The sequence below is a fragment of the Haemophilus parainfluenzae genome, assembly GCF_036288925.1.
GTDB lineage: Bacteria > Pseudomonadota > Gammaproteobacteria > Enterobacterales > Pasteurellaceae > Haemophilus_D.
Window position 1 is genome coordinate 106,747 of the sequence record NZ_CP127167.1, and the last position, 14,117, is coordinate 120,863.

At 40.7% G+C, this 14,117-nt stretch carries 17 protein-coding genes; 6 read left to right on the forward strand and 11 right to left on the reverse strand.

Annotated elements, in window-relative coordinates; all coding sequences use genetic code 11:
* Positions 1 to 5: 5 nt before the first annotated feature.
* The 4 genes from purD to QQS40_RS00545 all read right to left on the reverse strand — a co-directional run bounded on the left by purD (position 6) and on the right by QQS40_RS00545 (position 5,539).
* A complete protein-coding gene (purD, locus tag QQS40_RS00530) occupies positions 6 to 1,295 on the reverse strand; it encodes a phosphoribosylamine--glycine ligase (RefSeq protein WP_329505499.1) in 1,290 nt (429 codons plus the stop codon).
* A gap of 184 nt (positions 1,296 to 1,479) precedes the next feature.
* The gene (purH, locus tag QQS40_RS00535; protein ID WP_329505501.1) at positions 1,480 to 3,078 is read right to left on the reverse strand and encodes a bifunctional phosphoribosylaminoimidazolecarboxamide formyltransferase/IMP cyclohydrolase; all 1,599 of its coding nucleotides are present in this window, start codon (positions 3,076 to 3,078) and stop codon (positions 1,480 to 1,482) included.
* Between the two features lie 178 nt (positions 3,079 to 3,256).
* Complete coding sequence (locus QQS40_RS00540; protein ID WP_329505503.1) at positions 3,257 to 3,655, reverse strand: DoxX family protein; 399 nt, start codon at positions 3,653 to 3,655, stop codon at positions 3,257 to 3,259.
* 117 nt (positions 3,656 to 3,772) lie between these two features.
* Positions 3,773 to 5,539, reverse strand: coding sequence for a protein-disulfide reductase DsbD (locus QQS40_RS00545; RefSeq protein WP_289901512.1), 1,767 nt, complete (start codon positions 5,537 to 5,539; stop codon positions 3,773 to 3,775).
* 180 nt (positions 5,540 to 5,719) lie between these two features.
* Here QQS40_RS00545 and arcA point away from each other — a divergent pair, with 180 nt between their 5' ends.
* The 4 genes from arcA (at position 5,720) to ykgO (ending at position 7,602) form a co-directional block, all read left to right on the forward strand.
* Positions 5,720 to 6,433 carry a two-component system response regulator ArcA gene (gene arcA / locus QQS40_RS00550; protein ID WP_049357638.1) on the forward strand — a complete coding sequence of 238 codons (714 nt, stop codon included), beginning with the start codon at positions 5,720 to 5,722 and terminating at the stop codon, positions 6,431 to 6,433.
* Between the two features lie 112 nt (positions 6,434 to 6,545).
* Positions 6,546 to 7,028, forward strand: a complete 483-nt coding sequence (gene smpB, locus QQS40_RS00555) for an SsrA-binding protein SmpB (protein WP_289901470.1) — start codon at positions 6,546 to 6,548, stop codon at positions 7,026 to 7,028.
* 160 nt (positions 7,029 to 7,188) lie between these two features.
* Positions 7,189 to 7,455, forward strand: coding sequence for a type B 50S ribosomal protein L31 (locus QQS40_RS00560; protein ID WP_014064115.1), 267 nt, complete (start codon positions 7,189 to 7,191; stop codon positions 7,453 to 7,455).
* A 9-nt stretch (positions 7,456 to 7,464) separates the two neighbouring features.
* Complete coding sequence (ykgO, locus tag QQS40_RS00565; protein ID WP_005695435.1) at positions 7,465 to 7,602, forward strand: type B 50S ribosomal protein L36; 138 nt, start codon at positions 7,465 to 7,467, stop codon at positions 7,600 to 7,602.
* A 51-nt stretch (positions 7,603 to 7,653) separates the two neighbouring features.
* On the opposite strand, the gene QQS40_RS00570 is transcribed toward ykgO, so the two are convergent.
* The 6 genes from QQS40_RS00570 to rplU form a co-directional block, all read right to left on the reverse strand.
* Positions 7,654 to 8,475 (reverse strand): IS3 family transposase, encoded by an 822-nt coding sequence (locus tag QQS40_RS00570; protein ID WP_329506692.1) that lies wholly within the window; start codon positions 8,473 to 8,475, stop codon positions 7,654 to 7,656.
* On the reverse strand, positions 8,460 to 8,813 hold the full coding sequence (locus tag QQS40_RS00575) for a helix-turn-helix domain-containing protein (protein WP_128787400.1): 354 nt from the start codon (positions 8,811 to 8,813) through the stop codon (positions 8,460 to 8,462). The genes QQS40_RS00570 and QQS40_RS00575 overlap by 16 nt, the downstream gene beginning before the upstream one ends.
* Positions 8,814 to 8,898: 85 nt before the next feature.
* Positions 8,899 to 10,071, reverse strand: coding sequence for an Obg family GTPase CgtA (cgtA, locus tag QQS40_RS00580; RefSeq protein ID WP_289901471.1), 1,173 nt, complete (start codon positions 10,069 to 10,071; stop codon positions 8,899 to 8,901).
* A gap of 27 nt (positions 10,072 to 10,098) precedes the next feature.
* The gene (locus QQS40_RS00585; RefSeq protein WP_289901472.1) at positions 10,099 to 11,016 is read right to left on the reverse strand and encodes a DMT family transporter; all 918 of its coding nucleotides are present in this window, start codon (positions 11,014 to 11,016) and stop codon (positions 10,099 to 10,101) included.
* A 186-nt stretch (positions 11,017 to 11,202) separates the two neighbouring features.
* Positions 11,203 to 11,460, reverse strand: coding sequence for a 50S ribosomal protein L27 (gene rpmA / locus QQS40_RS00590; protein WP_005539872.1), 258 nt, complete (start codon positions 11,458 to 11,460; stop codon positions 11,203 to 11,205).
* 20 nt (positions 11,461 to 11,480) lie between these two features.
* On the reverse strand, positions 11,481 to 11,792 hold the full coding sequence (gene rplU, locus QQS40_RS00595) for a 50S ribosomal protein L21 (protein ID WP_005695431.1): 312 nt from the start codon (positions 11,790 to 11,792) through the stop codon (positions 11,481 to 11,483).
* A gap of 230 nt (positions 11,793 to 12,022) precedes the next feature.
* On the opposite strand from rplU, the gene ispB reads away from it, so the two are divergent.
* Both ispB and QQS40_RS00605 read left to right on the forward strand, forming a co-directional pair.
* Positions 12,023 to 13,012 carry an octaprenyl diphosphate synthase gene (gene ispB, locus QQS40_RS00600; protein ID WP_128787987.1) on the forward strand — a complete coding sequence of 330 codons (990 nt, stop codon included), beginning with the start codon at positions 12,023 to 12,025 and terminating at the stop codon, positions 13,010 to 13,012.
* 1 nt (position 13,013) lies between these two features.
* Positions 13,014 to 13,754 (forward strand): epoxyqueuosine reductase QueH, encoded by a 741-nt coding sequence (locus tag QQS40_RS00605; protein WP_329505508.1) that lies wholly within the window; start codon positions 13,014 to 13,016, stop codon positions 13,752 to 13,754.
* Between the two features lie 47 nt (positions 13,755 to 13,801).
* On the opposite strand, the gene QQS40_RS00610 is transcribed toward QQS40_RS00605, so the two are convergent.
* A complete protein-coding gene (locus QQS40_RS00610) occupies positions 13,802 to 14,107 on the reverse strand; it encodes a cell division protein ZapA (RefSeq protein WP_289901476.1) in 306 nt (101 codons plus the stop codon).
* Positions 14,108 to 14,117 lie beyond the last annotated feature (10 nt).

Sequence of the window (14,117 nt, forward strand, 5' to 3'; positions counted from 1 at the left end):
ATGAATTATTTTTGGAACTCTCGTTCCACAGCTCTGTAACCAATGTCTCGACGATAAAAACGTCCAGACCATTGAATTTGCTCAGCGAGTTTTAAGGCTTTTTGTTGTGCTTCAAATACGCTTTCGCCTAACGCAGTAACACAAAGCACGCGACCGCCGTTCGTGACTAATTTGCCTTCTTGTTCTGCAACGCCCGCTAAGAAAACTTTCTCATTTTCGACCGCTCTTTGTGGCAAACCGGTGATTTCATCGCCCTTGCGATAATCGCCTGGATAGCCTTCAGCCGCTAAAACAATCCCTAAGGAAGATTTTGGATTCCATTGGGATTTCACTTCATCCAACTTGCCATCACAAGCCTTAATACAAAGCTCCACCAAATCCGACTCCAAACGCAACATGATCGGTTGAGTTTCCGGATCACCGAAACGGCAATTAAATTCGATCACTTTCGGTTGGCCATTCGGCATAATCATTAATCCAGCATACAAGAAACCGGTGTAAACATTGCCTTCTGCCGCCATGCCATTGACTGTTGGATAAATCACTTCACGCATAATGCGATCATGAATTTCTGGTGTCACCACTGGGGCTGGTGAATATGCCCCCATACCGCCGGTATTCAGACCTGTATCATTTTCGCCCACACGTTTGTGATCTTGACTAGTTGCCATAGATTCAACATTTTTACCATCTACCATGACGATAAAACTGGCTTCTTCGCCATCTAGAAACTCTTCAATCACCACTCGGCTACCCGCTTTGCCAAAGGCATTGCCAGAAAGCATATCACGCACAGCCTCTTCCGCTTCCTGCAACGTCATTGCCACGATGACGCCTTTGCCCGCCGCCAAACCATCTGCTTTTACGACAATTGGTGCACCTTTTTCTCGCAAGTATGCCAATGCCGGCTCTACTTCGGTGAAGTTTTGGTATTCCGCTGTTGGGATTTTATGACGGGCTAAGAAATCTTTGGTAAAGGCTTTGGAACCTTCTAATTGCGCAGCTGCTTGCGTTGGTCCGAAAATTTTTAAACCAGCTACACGAAACGCATCCACCACGCCAATCACAAGTGGCGCTTCTGGCCCTACAATCGTTAATCCAATGTGGTTATCTTGGGCAAATTTAACCAACGCAGGAATATCCGTTGCAGCGATATTCACGTTTTCTACTTTGTGTTCCAATACGGTACCCGCATTGCCTGGTGCGACAAAAACTTTATCTGCTAGTGGAGATTGTGCTGCTTTCCAAGCCAAGGCGTGTTCACGACCGCCATTTCCGATAATGAGGATGTTCATGTTGTAGTCCTTGTGTATGCCTAATTTAAAAAAGTGCGGCTATTTTTTACCTGCGATTCCCCCTCTTTTGTAAAGAGGGGGCTAGGGGGAGATTTAAACGATATTGAATTTAGTATGAGCTTGAAATCACTTCTGCCAAATCTCCCCTTCCCCTCATTGCTAAAGAGGGGGATAGTTAGATAAATTAATGTCTAAAATGACGCATTCCAGTTAATACCATCACCATATTATGTTCATCCGCTGCATCAATGACTTCTTGATCGCGCATTGAGCCACCTGGATGAATCACACATTGAATCCCTACTTTCGCCGCTGCATCAATGCCGTCACGGAATGGGAAGAAAGCATCAGATGCCATTACACAACCGGCCACAGTCAAGCCTTCATCCTGCGCCTTAATACCCGCAATCTTAGCAGAATACACGCGGCTCATTTGGCCTGCACCAATGCCGATGGTTTGGTTATCTTTAGCGTAAACAATGGCATTGGATTTCACGAATTTCGCGACTTTCCAGCAGAACAATAAATCTTTTAATTCCTGTTCGGTTGGTTGACGTTTGCTTACTACTTTCAAATCATCCACGCCAACCATGCCTAAATCTGCATCTTGTACTAACAAACCGCCGTTTACACGTTTGAAATCTAAACGTTCAGAACGAGAAGTCCATTCACCACATTCAAGCAAACGAACATTTTTCTTACGTTTCACGACTTCTTGCGCTTCAGCAGAAACTTTCGGTGCAATAATCACTTCAACGAATTGGCGTTCCACAATTTCATTCGCGGTTTTTTCGTCTAACTCACGGTTGAACGCAATAATGCCACCAAATGCAGAAGTTGGATCGGTTTGGTAAGCACGATTATAGGCGTCTAAAATATCTTTTCCTAAAGCCACGCCACATGGATTAGCATGTTTAACGATCACACAAGCCGGCTCATCAAATTCTTTCACGCATTCAAGTGCTGCATCAGTATCAGCAATATTATTGTAAGACAAGGCTTTACCTTGTAGTTGGTGAGCTGTAGCTACACTCGCCTCTTTCACATTTAAATCAACATAAAAGGCTGCATTTTGATGAGAATTTTCACCGTAACGCATGGTTTGTTTACGAACGAAGTTAAGATTTAAAGTCCGTGGGAATTGACCGCACTTCGCATTCGCATCTTCTTCCTCTGCCACATGATATGGTTTCACCATTTGTCCAAAGTAGTTGGCAATCATGGAATCATATTGCGCGGTATGTTCAAAGGCTTTAATCGCAAGATCAAAACGGGTTTCAAGCGTTAGGCTGTTTTGATGTTTATCCATCTCTGCAAGAATTGCATTGAAATCATGATTATTCACCACGATCGCCACATCTTTATGGTTTTTCGCGGCAGAACGAACCATGGTTGGTCCACCGATATCAATATTTTCCACGGCATCTTCTAACTTGCAGTTTGGCTTAGCCACGGTTGCGGCGAAAGGATATAAATTCACGACAACCATATCAATGCCTTCAATGCCATGTTGCTGCATGATAGCATCATCTGTACCACGACGACCAAGAATCCCGCCATGTACTTTGGGATGCAAAGTTTTCACACGACCGTCCATCATTTCAGGGAATCCCGTATAATCAGACACTTCAGTCACCGGCAAACCATGTTGCTCCAATAATTTTGCGGTACCGCCTGTGGAAAGTAGTTTTACACCACGCTGTACTAAGCCTTGAGCAAATTCTACAATACCGGTTTTATCAGAAACACTCAGTAAAGCCTGACGAATTGGACGATCTGTCATTACATTTTCCTTTCATTAAATGGTTAAAAATAAGCGGGGTGAATTATAACGCAAACGTTTGCGTTTATATAGAGAAAATTTTCCTGGTAAGCGCACTTAAAGTGCGGTGGTTTATTTAAGCGATTTTAAAAACAAAAAAGCCCGCAAAATGCGGGCAATAAATGAATAAGATGATTAATTAACGTTTGCGGTTATCTAAAGAAAATGCACCTGCACCGGCAAACACAAAATAGAAGAACACGAGAGAGTAAAGTAAAGCGAGTTCACCACCGTTCGCGATTGGGAAGAATAAATTCCCTTGACCTGCAACGTGCATAAAGAAATACGCATAAGCCATTTGACCTGAAAGAATAAATGCCGCTGGGCGAACAAATAAACCTAAAATTAATAGGATTGAACCGACAATCTCGATTACTCCACCGACGATCATCATTGGATCGCCCACTGCGCCGTTACCGCCCGTCATTGAAATTGGGAATTCCCAGAATTTCGCTGTGCCGTGTAAGATAAACATATACGCAGCGATGATACGTAATAAAGCTAAAACATACGGAGAGTATTTTTCTAAATTTTTCATAAAGTTTTCCTAATAAAAAATAAAAAGTGATTTCAGAACAGGGCGTATATTAATGATTAACTTAAAGCTAAACAATACCTCTAATCGAAAAAGACTTTTTACTATTAGGAAATAATTTTACGCTTTGCGGATTTTCTCAATCCATTGTAAAAATTCAACAGGCGGCATGAATCCGTTAACACGACTGCCTTCAATTTCTTTTCCTTCTCGATTAAAGAATAAAATCGTCGGTAAACCTAGCACTTTATACTTTGTCATTAAAGCGCGGTTTTCTTCGGAGTTTTTCGTCATATCAACTTGAAGAAGCAGCATGTCACCAAAGGCTTTTTGTACACTTGGATCACTAAATGTTTCTTTTTCAAACTCTTTACACGCCACACACCAATCCGCATAAAGATCGAGCATCACAAGTGGTTTGTTATTTTCAGCAAGTGCTTGTTGTAATTCAGCTTCGCTTTTCACTTTCTTAAATTCAACATGAGAAACCGCCTTATTTTCGACCGCACTTGGTGCTTGGCTTTCACCCCACACCCAAGATTGAAGTGGTTTAACACTAATCATTGCCGCGACTAAAAAGAGAATTCGGAATACCCAGCCTGTACCATTTTTCGGCATTTGGAATGCAAACCAAATGAAAAATGCTGTACCGAGCATCGCCCATAATCTTGGTGTCCATTCATCTGGTAAAATACGAGAAATTAAGAATACCGGTAATGCGAGCATCACAAAGCCAAAGAGTTTTTTGACGGTTTCCATCCACATACCTGATTTAGGCAGGATTTTATTCCCAAATAAAGTGATTAAAATCAGCGGTACGCCCATACCCAACGCGAGCAAATAAAGCGTGATCGCACCTGTAAACAAATCCCCACTCTGCGCCACATAAAGCAACGCGCCAGAAAGTGGTGCTGATGTGCAAGGTGAAGCTACAAGTCCCGCAATCATGCCCATTAAGAACACGCCACCCAAAGCGCCAGCTTTTTGCTGTTGGCTAAGTAAAGACAGTTTTGTTTGTAAGGAGCTTGGAAGCTGTAAGGTAAATACACCGAACATCGACAAGGCTAACAAGACAAAGATGATTGATAAACCAATCATTACATAAGGATGTTGTAAAGCCACTTGGAACGGTAAACCAATTGCGGCGACAATCAAGCCTAGCAAGGTATAAGTCAGCGCCATCCCCTGCACATACACAAAGCTTAATGCAAAAGCACGCCACATATTAGGTCGCTGATTTTGGCCAATCACAATCGCTGAAAGCAGTGGTAGCATTGGCAATACACAAGGGGTAAAGGCCAACCCTAAGCCTAATAAGAAAAAACCAAATATGGCATATTTGCTATTAAATAAGCTTTCCGCTAAACGGTCTTGTTCTGCTTTGGGTTGTGCTGAAAGTGCGGTCGAATTTTCCGATATTTTTTCAGTATTAGCGACCTGTGCAATAGGCAAATCTGCCACTTTAATTTCTTTCACTTCAGGCGGATAACAAAAGCCCTCAGTACAGCCTTGGTAAGCAATCTCAACCACATCTTCTGCTTTTAATGGCGACTGACTCGCTTTAAAAATAGCTTGCACGGGTTTTTTGAAAATTTTCATCAAGCCAAAATAAGGATCGTTATAATCCTCGGGGGAAATAGAAAATATCGGTGCATCAAATGATGCATTTTCTTCTTGATTGAGCTTGACGGAAATTTTCTCTTGATAGAGATAATACCCTTCTGCAATCGACCAATTGACGATCACATTTTCTTGATTCTCACTTTTCGCAGCTGAAAATTGAAAAGCTTCATCAATAGGTAAAAAAGCCGTTTTCTTATCAAAAAGACTAGCTTGAGTGGAAAGTGTGGTAAAAATAAAAAATAAAAAAAGAAGAATTCGCTTCATCATAAAGTTCCATTTGTTGTTCCTATTAAAATTCTAGCATAGATAAAAAGAATGTTAATAATTTATGACTCAGATCATAAAATTAAATGTAATTTAAAAAAATCGTCACACTTTTCTGTTGTTGCAGCAATGTTACAATTATAAAATACACCCAGAACAAAGTATAACAAGGAGAGACGAATGGCTACCCCAAAAATTCTCATCGTGGAAGATGAAGCGGTAACCCGTAATACGTTAAAAGGAATTTTTGAAGCTGAAGGCTATGAAGTATTACAAGCACAAGATGGCGCGGAAATGTATCACCAGTTAAACTCAGAAATAGTCAATCTCATCGTATTAGATATTAATTTACCCGGTAAAAATGGTTTATTACTGGGTCGCGAATTACGTGAGAAAGCTGCAATTCCGTTGATTTTTCTCACAGGGCGAGATAATGAAGTCGATAAAATTTTAGGCCTAGAAATTGGAGCGGATGATTATCTCACTAAACCATTTAACCCAAGAGAGCTCACTATTCGTGCACGAAATTTATTGCATCGCTCCATGGTATTAAATGGTAAAGAACCCCATTTACAACGTGAAAATTATCGCTTTAATGGGTGGATTCTGGATTTAAATAGCCATAATTTAATTACACCTGAAGGCGTAGAGTTTAAGCTCCCCCGTAGTGAATTTCGTGCTATGTTACATTTCTGCGAAAACCCAGGTAAATTACAAACTCGTGAAGAATTATTATTAAAAATGACGGGACGAGAATTAAAACCACAAGATCGCACAGTGGATGTAACAATTCGTCGTATTCGAAAACACTTTCAAGATCACCCTAATACGCCTGAAATTATTGCAACGGTACATGGTGAAGGCTATCGTTTCTGTGGTGAATTAGAGGAATGATCTAGCCTTAAGTAATAAAAGGCTGGATCAAATCAGCCTTTTGTTTTTTGCTATCCACAGCGAGATTCGGTAAAATCAATGCCAATTTACGATTAATGAACAACGGATAACAATGACCAAGAAAAAAGCCAAAGTTGGCTCTAATACAATTGCATTAAATAAACGAGCCAGACACGAATACTTTATAGAAAACGAAATTGAAGCTGGCCTTGAATTACAAGGTTGGGAAGTAAAATCAATGCGTGCAGGTAAAGCCAATATCAGCGACAGCTATATCATTTTTAAAAATGGTGAAGCTTATTTATTTGGTGCGACCATTCAACCATTGAGCTTAGCCTCTACCCACGTGGTTTGCGATCCGACGCGTACACGTAAGCTTTTATTGAATAAACGTGAATTGGATAATCTTTTCGGCAAATCAAGCCGTGATGGTTTTACCATTGTTGCCCTTTCTCTTTATTGGAAAGGCCCTTGGGCAAAGATCAAAATCGGCGTTGCGAAAGGTAAAAAGCAACATGATAAACGTGATGATATTAAAGAACGCGAATGGAAAGTGACAAAAGAGCGTATTATGAAAAACGCGCATCGTGGGTAACAATTCCTACAAATAGACAAAATGCCTTTCAACCAAAAGGCATTTTTCTTTTTCTTAATATGAAAAAAATTCTCATCGTCATGAATAAAAGTACATTGATAATCATTTGCTTTTGAATTAGTATCTTCGCCCAATTATTTCCGTCATATAAGGAGTTCTAATGAAAAAAGGCATTCACCCTGAAAATTATCGTACCGTTTTATTTTACGATTCCAATGCGAAACAAGGCTTTCTCATCCGTTCTTGCGCTAAAACCAACAACACCATGAAATGGGAAGATGGTAACGAATACCCTGTATTTATGTGTGATACTTCATCTGCCTCTCACCCATTTTATACCGGTAAAACTCGTCAAATTGGTAACGAAGGTCGTGCAAGTGAATTTGCAAGCCGCTACGGTAAATTTGGCGCATTTAAATCAAAATAGGAATATTCAATGAAAGTATTATCTTCACTCAAAAGCGCAAAGAACCGTCCTGGCTGCAAAATTGTTCGTCGCCACGGTGTCGTCTATGTCATTTCGAAAACTAACCCTCGCTTTAAAGCGCGTCAAGGTGGGAAAAAGAAAGGTTAAAGGCAATAAAAAAGAGCGGTCAAATTGATCTGACCCCAAAAAGTTAGACTGTTATTCAAAGGATTGTTTTCGATATTGTATCGGACTCAGTCCTTTTAATTTTAGTTGAATCCGTCGATGATTATAGTAATCCAAATAATCCCTGACGGCATCAACTATCTCTTCTTTTGTTTTAAATTCCCGACCATAAAAACATTCTGTTTTTAATCGTCCAAAGAAACTTTCCATTGCGGCATTATCTAAGCAATTCCCTTTTCTCGACATACTTTGAATGATGCCATGTTCAGCTAAAATTCGACGATAAGCTACCATTTGATATTGCCATCCCTGGTCTGAATGTAAAATGACACCACAAGCTTTATTTAATCCTTTGACGGCTTGCATTAACATGTCCTCTACTTGCGCCCAATTTGGGGAATAGCTGAGATTATAGGAGACTATCTCATTGTTAAATAAGTCTAAAATTGGAGATAAATAGACTTTACTCCCATCTTTCGCCTTAAACTCGGTGATATCTGTCACCCATTTTTGTTTCGGGGCCGTTGCACTAAAATCGCGTTCAAGATGATTCGGTGCAATTACCCCTATCGTGCCTCGATAGGTGGTAAATTTCTTGCTTTTTCTTGACCGCACTTGAAGCCCAAGTGTCTGCATTAAACGTTGAACTTTTTTATGATTCACGCCTGGCAAGCTGGCATGAACACGTCGGTAGCCATAATCAGGATGATTGGCTTTGATGCGTTTAATGGCCTTTTTCAGCTCCTCATCCTTATCCGGTTTAATCTGAAGTTTCGCAAAAAACGTACTACGCGCTAACTGTGCAAAGCCTAAAAGCCATTTTAACGGATAGCGTGTTCTTAACCTTTGGATAATTTCCGTTGCTCGGCTTCGTCCTGAAGTCTGAGCCTTCTCAACTCCTTTAGGTAGGCTACCTCCGCTTCAAGCTGTAAAATTCTCAGGCGTAAACGGTCTTCTTCAGTTTTGGGTGGCGGTGGCATTCTGGCATATTTAGGTTTCATAGGCGGTCGTCCTGATGGTTTACGGGGAATAAGTCCCTTTATGCCACTTTTTTCAAACCGTTTCAACCATGTCCCGACTAGGGCGTTGGAAGGAATATTGTAAAAACGAGCTGCTTCTCTAATACTCATTTTTCCATTCAAAATAGGTTGAAGAATTTGTAATTTAAATTCGATTGTGTAGTGTTTACCCATAAAAAATCTGCACCTCAATTGTTGGTTTGTTGAGTCCAACTTTTGGGGTGCAGATCAAATTTTCCGCTCTTTTTCCATTTAGGCATTAAGGTTTATAAATAAATTCAACGCCTTCTTCATCTTCTTCGTCCCAATCATCCCAGTCGTCATCTTCATCATCAAATTGATGTTCAGCGAGCTGTTCTTGATGGTAATCTTCCCATTTGAATTTCACTTCTTCAGGTTTATTTTCTTCTACTTCTGCATCACGTGGATTCGCTTCAATGAAATCCATAATATCACGACAAAGTGGCGGCACATTTTTACCAGTTGCAGCAGAAATGAGGTGATAGCCTTCTTCCCAACCAAGACGTTCGGTAATCTCTTGAGCTCGTTTATGCGCCTCTTCTTCAGTCATCGTATCAATTTTATTGAAGACTAACCAACGCGGTTTATCTGCCAATTTTTCGCTATATTGGAATAATTCTGACTCAATGATCGCAATATTATCAGCAGGATCGGATTCATCAATTGGATTAATATCCACTAAATGAATTAACACACGACAACGTTCTAAGTGTTTTAAGAAACGAATCCCTAAACCCGCCCCATCCGATGCACCTTCAATCAATCCAGGAATATCGGCCACCACAAAGCTATGGCTCTCATCCACTTTCACTACGCCTAAACTTGGCACTAAAGTGGTAAATGGATAATCAGCGACTTTTGGTTTTGCGGCTGAAACGGCACGAATAAAGGTCGATTTACCTGCATTTGGTAAACCAAGCATCCCGACATCCGCAAGAAGCATTAGTTCTAATAATAAATCGCGTTTTTCCCCTGGTGTACCCATGGTTTTTTGGCGAGGTGCACGGTTCACTGAAGATTTGAAACGTGTGTTCCCTAAGCCATGATAACCCCCTTTCGCCACTAACATTTTGGCGCCATGCTTTGTTAAATCGCCAAGCACTTCTTTGGTATCATTATCAATTGCACGCGTTCCCACTGGCACACGTAACGTAATATCTTTACCGCGGCGACCGGTACAATCTGAACTATGGCCATTCTCACCGCGCTCAGCTGCAAAACGTTTCGTAAAACGATAATCGATCAAGGTATTTAAGTTTTCGTCTGCAACCAAATAAACATCACCGCCATCACCGCCATCGCCACCATCTGGGCCGCCTTTAGGGATAAATTTTTCACGGCGGAAACTTACACAACCGTTTCCACCATCCCCTGCTTCCACACGAATCAGGGCTTCATCAATAAATTTCATAAAAACTCTCCAATATTTAACCGCACTTTACTTTGATTGCGGTAATAACTTATGTCCGATTGCCGACAAAATTGCTCCGCATACTACAACAAACGCCCCGATATAGCTAATCATATTTAATTCTGGCGCGGCAAAATTATCAGGGCTCGCATAATGCGCAAGATGAGCAAATAAAATGGTAAATAGTGGTACTAAGGTAATCACAACACTGACTTTAGAAACCTCCCAGCGATTAAGGGCTTCGGCATACGCGCCATAACCAAATAAGGTATTTAAGCAACAATAAGCCAAACAACCAAATGCTAACGGACTGAGCTCTCTCACTTGGGAAAATTCAGCAACAGGCGTAAATACCAAAAGACAACCGAAATAAATCATTAATAAAATCTGTGGCGAACTAAAACGGCGAAGCATTAATTTTTGTGCCATACCATAAGCGACCCAAATTAACGAGCCCGCTAGACTTAATAATACCCCCGTTAAATAGCGGCTTTCCCCTTGAAACCCACCTAGCTTATCATTGAAGAAAAGTACTAATCCTACAAGTAATAAGGCTAAACCGATTTTTTGGTGTAATCCGAGCTTTTCTTTAAAGACAAAAAGACCGCAAATCAACATGCCAAAAGAGGAAAAGTGAATAAAAATTTGAGCTGAAGAAGGATCGATAAACTTAAGTGAGCTATTAAATAAGAAGAAGTTGCCAGACAACCCTATGACACCAATTACTACCAACCAAATAAATTGACCGCCTTTCAAAAATTGTGGCAATTTTTTCTTATAAGCAAGCAAAATAAAGAGTGCTAGAAATGCCACAATAAAGCGATACCACACGATCGTTTGTGGCGTCATCACTGATAGAACCTGTTTTAACGCAATAGGTAAAGATCCCCATGCCATCGCTGTAATTAAAGCAAATAGAAATCCTAAAAGAGGTTGTTGTTTCATGATGTCTTCCTTTATTTGGCTAAAGCACAGTTAGGAATTCAGGTAAATTTCATTCTAAAAAATATTGAAGAGAATGAATGACAGTGCCAAGATAACAGATTTGATTAATGATTGTAAATCACAGGTAAGAAAACAAAGAAAACGCCCCACAGATAATGCTGGGCGTTTATCAAATCAGATGTAAAATTATTCAGTTACAATACTTACGTATTTACGGCTTTTCTCGCCTTTCACTTCAAATTTTACTTTACCGTCAGCGGTAGCAAATAAGGTGTGGTCACGACCCATACCTACGTTGTTACCTGCGTGGAACTTAGTACCACGTTGACGTACAATGATGCTACCTGCTAATACAGATTCGCCACCGAAACGTTTAACACCAAGGCGTTTAGCTTCAGAATCACGACCGTTACGAGTTGAACCACCAGCTTTTTTAGTTGCCATCTACTTGATCTCCTCTGAAATTATGCTTGAATCCCAGTGATTTTCACTTCCGTGAACCACTGACGATGACCTTGTTGTTTACGGCTGTGTTTACGACGACGGAACTTAACGATTTTAACTTTATCGCCACGACCTTGTGCCACAACTTCAGCCACTACTTTCGCACCAGCTACTACTGGTGCACCAATTTTAACATCTTCACCATTAACGACCATCAACACTGAGTCGAACTCAACTGTTGCGCCAGTTGCAAGTTCAAGTTTTTCTAAACGAACCACTTGACCTTCGCTCACACGGTGTTGTTTACCGCCACTTTGGAAAACTGCGTACATAAATACTCCGCTATAATTATGCTTCTCCGTTACTATTTTTCGGTCCGCACTTCAAAATTCATATAAATAGGTCGCAAATTCTACGGAAAAAACAGCTCGATCGCAAGCACTTATTTGCAATAAAATAAAAAAAAGTGCTTTCCCTCGAGTTTAATTTCAGAAACCCTGAAAAATCAGGTAAAATCCACCAAACTTTCCTTTTTCATATACAACCATCGAACCAAATGAAGATGAACAAACAAGATTTAATGGATATGCATGCCATTCAAGCATTAACTGATGCGGATATGCAGAAAGTAGACCGAGCTATTCTAGCACAAATTAACTCCGATGTGCCGATGGTTAATCAGCTTGGTTTTTATATTGTACAAGGTGGCGGAAAACGCATCCGACCACTTATTGCGGTTTTAGCCGCTCGTGCATTAGGCTACGAAAGCGATAAAGTGGCCACTTGCGCCACCTTTGTGGAATTTATTCACACTGCTTCTTTATTACACGATGATGTGGTGGATGAGTCTGATATGCGTCGCGGCCGCGCAACAGCAAATGCGGCCTTTGGTAATGCGGCTAGCGTATTAGTAGGCGACTTCATTTATACTCGTGCATTCCAGTTAGTGGCACAGCTACAATCGCTAGATATTCTTCGAATTATGGCTGACGCTACCAACGTGTTGGCAGAAGGTGAAGTTCAACAATTGATGAATGTGAATGATCCCGATACCACGGAAGAAAGCTATATGCGTGTGATTTATAGTAAAACAGCACGTTTATTTGAAGTGGCGGCACAATCTGTGGCGATTGTTGCGGGAGCTGAAAAATCAATTGAAAGCGCATTTCAAGAATATGGTCGCTATCTTGGCACCGCATTCCAATTAGTAGATGATGTGTTAGATTACAGCGCAAACGCTGCCGCATTAGGCAAAAATGTGGGTGACGACCTCGCCGAAGGTAAACCGACGCTTCCTTTATTACACGCAATGCGTCATGGTAATCCACAACAAGCCGCACTTATTCGTGAAGCCATTGAACAAGGCGGAAAACGTGATGCTATCGATGACGTGCTTGCAATTATGGCTGAACATAAATCCCTTGATTATGCGATGGTTCGTGCAAAACAAGAAGCCCAAAAAGCAGTTAATGCCATTGCCTTATTACCTGAAAGCGAATACAAAAAAGCCTTAATTTCACTGGCTTATTTATCGGTAGACCGAACTTATTAATATGACTGAAGAACAAATTCAACCGCAAAGTGCGGCCGATTCTCAACCTAAATTTCAAAAACCGCGTAAACAAAAAGTGCGCAAGGATCCCAATGCGCCTTTTATTCGTGAAAAACTCGAATTACCTGAAGGACATAATAAGTTACTTCTCCACTCTTGCTGCGCGCCTTGCTCAGGTGAAGTGATGGAAGCCATTTTGGCCTCGGGTATTGAATTTACGATTTATTTTTACAACCCGAATATTCATCCATTAAAAGAATATTTAATTCGTAAAGAAGAAAACATCCGTTTTGCCCAAAAATTCGGCATTCCATTTATTGATGCTGACTACGATCGCCAACAATGGTTTGATCGCGCAAAAGGCATGGAATGGGAACCTGAACGTGGCATCCGTTGCACCATGTGTTTTGATATGCGTTTTGAAAAAGCCGCTGAATATGCTCATGAACATGGTTTCCCTGTGTTTACTAGTTGCCTTGGTATTTCTCGCTGGAAAGACATGGATCAAATCAATGGTTGCGGTCACCGAGCAGCTGAAAAATATGATGATGTGATTTATTGGGATTACAACTGGCGTAAAGCTGGCGGATCGCAACGTATGATCGAAATCAGTAAGCGTGAACGTTTTTATCAGCAAGAATATTGTGGCTGCGTTTATTCTTTACGAGACAGCAATAAATGGCGTGAAGAAACAGGGCGACAAAAAATTGAAATTGGTAAACTCTATTACACGCCCGATTAAAAATACATAAAAAAGAACCGCACTTTCAACATGCGGTTCTTTTTTATTTAATCGACTATAAGGCGCCCACCTAATGCATTCTCTAAAGAATGATCTAACTGCTGAATTCGCGTACATAACACGTTTTCAATCTGGGCATTTTTATTCTTTTCTTGGGTTAATTCAAAACTTAAATTCAAGGCAACAATAGAAAGCACACGATCTAATTGCAATAAACCTGTACGCTCTTTCATTTCAGATACTTGGAGATCTAAACTACGTGCAGCCTGACGCAAAATCTCCTCTTGTTCTGCAGGGACATTCAAGCGCAACACTTGCCCTAATACAACAACTTCAACCAGTTTTAATGACATGCTATTCCCT

Excerpts from the sequence above, each read along its gene's own strand:
- QQS40_RS00545 (WP_289901512.1), bottom strand. The coding sequence starts at position 5,539 with ATGAAGCGAATTCTTCTTTTTTTATTTTTTATTTTTACCACACTTTCC.
- ispB (WP_128787987.1), top strand. The coding sequence starts at position 12,023 with ATGAACAAACAAGATTTAATGGATATGCATGCCATTCAAGCATTAACT.
- arcA (WP_049357638.1), top strand. The coding sequence starts at position 5,720 with ATGGCTACCCCAAAAATTCTCATCGTGGAAGATGAAGCGGTAACCCGT.
- QQS40_RS00540 (WP_329505503.1), bottom strand. The coding sequence starts at position 3,655 with ATGAAAAATTTAGAAAAATACTCTCCGTATGTTTTAGCTTTATTACGT.
- ykgO (WP_005695435.1), top strand. The coding sequence starts at position 7,465 with ATGAAAGTATTATCTTCACTCAAAAGCGCAAAGAACCGTCCTGGCTGC.
- rplU (WP_005695431.1), bottom strand. The coding sequence starts at position 11,792 with ATGTACGCAGTTTTCCAAAGTGGCGGTAAACAACACCGTGTGAGCGAA.
- purH (WP_329505501.1), bottom strand. The coding sequence starts at position 3,078 with ATGACAGATCGTCCAATTCGTCAGGCTTTACTGAGTGTTTCTGATAAA.
- QQS40_RS00575 (WP_128787400.1), bottom strand. The coding sequence starts at position 8,813 with ATGGGTAAACACTACACAATCGAATTTAAATTACAAATTCTTCAACCT.
- QQS40_RS00560 (WP_014064115.1), top strand. The coding sequence starts at position 7,189 with ATGAAAAAAGGCATTCACCCTGAAAATTATCGTACCGTTTTATTTTAC.
- QQS40_RS00605 (WP_329505508.1), top strand. The coding sequence starts at position 13,014 with ATGACTGAAGAACAAATTCAACCGCAAAGTGCGGCCGATTCTCAACCT.
- rpmA (WP_005539872.1), bottom strand. The coding sequence starts at position 11,460 with ATGGCAACTAAAAAAGCTGGTGGTTCAACTCGTAACGGTCGTGATTCT.
- QQS40_RS00610 (WP_289901476.1), bottom strand. The coding sequence starts at position 14,107 with ATGTCATTAAAACTGGTTGAAGTTGTTGTATTAGGGCAAGTGTTGCGC.
- smpB (WP_289901470.1), top strand. The coding sequence starts at position 6,546 with ATGACCAAGAAAAAAGCCAAAGTTGGCTCTAATACAATTGCATTAAAT.
- purD (WP_329505499.1), bottom strand. The coding sequence starts at position 1,295 with ATGAACATCCTCATTATCGGAAATGGCGGTCGTGAACACGCCTTGGCT.
- cgtA (WP_289901471.1), bottom strand. The coding sequence starts at position 10,071 with ATGAAATTTATTGATGAAGCCCTGATTCGTGTGGAAGCAGGGGATGGT.
- QQS40_RS00585 (WP_289901472.1), bottom strand. The coding sequence starts at position 11,016 with ATGAAACAACAACCTCTTTTAGGATTTCTATTTGCTTTAATTACAGCG.